This is a genomic window from Idiomarina sp. UBA4206 (assembly GCF_002383015.1).
GTDB classification, from domain to species: Bacteria; Pseudomonadota; Gammaproteobacteria; order Enterobacterales; family Alteromonadaceae; genus Idiomarina; species Idiomarina abyssalis.
The window spans coordinates 15,631-17,123 of record NZ_DFTS01000073.1; the positions used below are offsets into that span (position 1 = coordinate 15,631).

Genomic DNA, 1,493 nt, shown 5'->3' on the forward strand with positions numbered 1-1,493 from the left:
CTACATAGCTGAGGCCTGTGGGGAACGGTTATTTCCAGCCCTTCCTGATTTTCCAAAGTCCAGATACCTGACGTAGACTGCCAACCCATTTTAAGGCTTTTTTGTTTGAGTAAGTCGTCAGGCGAGGAGGGTGCGCCGTGTGACTCAATGTATGCAGGGCTTGCAAACAACTGCCACGACACGGTAGTTAGCTGTCGTTGAATAATGCTTGAATCGGGAAGCTGATCAATATGCCCACGAATGGCGATATCAATCCCATTTGAGACTAAATCGACGGTCTGGTTTGTTACTTGCTGCACCAGGTTTACCTTTGGATTTTCTTTCAAAAACTCGACAAGCAATTGCTTTACAGCGAACTGAGCCACACCAAGCGAGCAGCTTATTTTTACGGTTCCGCTAAGCGTCTTTTTAGTGCTTTGAACGGCAGCTTCAGCCATCTCCATTTCATCTAACAGAGCTCTGGCGTGGCGGTAAAAAAGCCGTCCCGTATCGGTGATTTTAAACTGCCGGGAGGTACGTTGAATGAGCTTGCTATCAAGGCGTTCTTCGAGTTGTTTTATATGACGGCTCAACCTGGACTTTGGCATGTTGAGCGCCGATGCAGCTGGTGAAAAGCCCTGCTTTTCGACCACATGGACAAAGTAAAAGTAGTCATTTAAATCAATCATCACAGTTTTCTCTAAGTAGCAGGGCTCCGTTATTATTAGTTTATCGTTCTAAATATAGAATGAAAGTTTCATTTCTTGGTTGTGGAGATTCTTATTGTTCTACTGCTAGAGTTAAATCCTATTGAGTAGCGAATATAATGTTGGGAGATACAAAAATGAACCGACCAGAAAACCGAACCGGAAAGACATTTTCTGAAGCATTGAATGAGCAAGTTTCAATTACGAAGGTCACCGAAGGTAAGCCGCTGGATGTTGGTGGAGGCTTCAAAGCGAAAAGCTTCAGAGAGAAGGCGTTTTCGGGCGCAATGGATCCACTTGTGATGGTTGATCATTATACAATGGTAGAGCCGACCTTTGGAGCTCACCCGCATGCAGGCTTATCCGCAGTTTCACTTCTGTTTGAAGATACCGTAGGAAAATTTCATAACCGCGATACGCTAGGCAATGACTTCGATCTATTACCCGGAGATTTATACTGGTTAAAAGCAGGCTCTGGCGTTGTGCACGACGAGTCGCCAAGAAATGGATCTAAAATTCACGGTTTGCAGGTGTTTGTAAACCTCCCGACAAGGCTAAAGCCCAGCTCGCCCGAGGCGCTTCATGTTAAGGCCAGTAAGGTACCGGTTATTCAGGAAGCAGGAGCTCGCGTTAGAGTCATGCTTGGGGAAAGCAACGGAGTGAAAAGTGAAGACTCGCCAGCACTACCAATGACTATTTTAGATGGCAGTCTTACTTCTGGCTCATCTTTCTCTCATCGTTTGAACGCAGGCGAGAGCGCCTGGTTGTATGCCGTGTCAGGTTCACTAGAGTTAAGGGTATCTGACC

The 1,493-nt window shown here is 46.0% G+C and carries 2 protein-coding genes; one reads left to right on the forward strand and one right to left on the reverse strand.

What is annotated here, in order from left to right:
- The coding region (locus B3180_RS14605; RefSeq protein ID WP_286845230.1) for a LysR family transcriptional regulator at positions 1-668 on the reverse strand (668 nt) is incomplete at its 3' end.
- A 155-nt stretch (positions 669-823) separates the two neighbouring features.
- On the opposite strand from B3180_RS14605, the gene B3180_RS14610 reads away from it, so the two are divergent.
- Positions 824-1,493 (forward strand): pirin family protein (locus B3180_RS14610; RefSeq protein ID WP_286845232.1); only part of this gene is annotated, 670 nt, incomplete at its 3' end.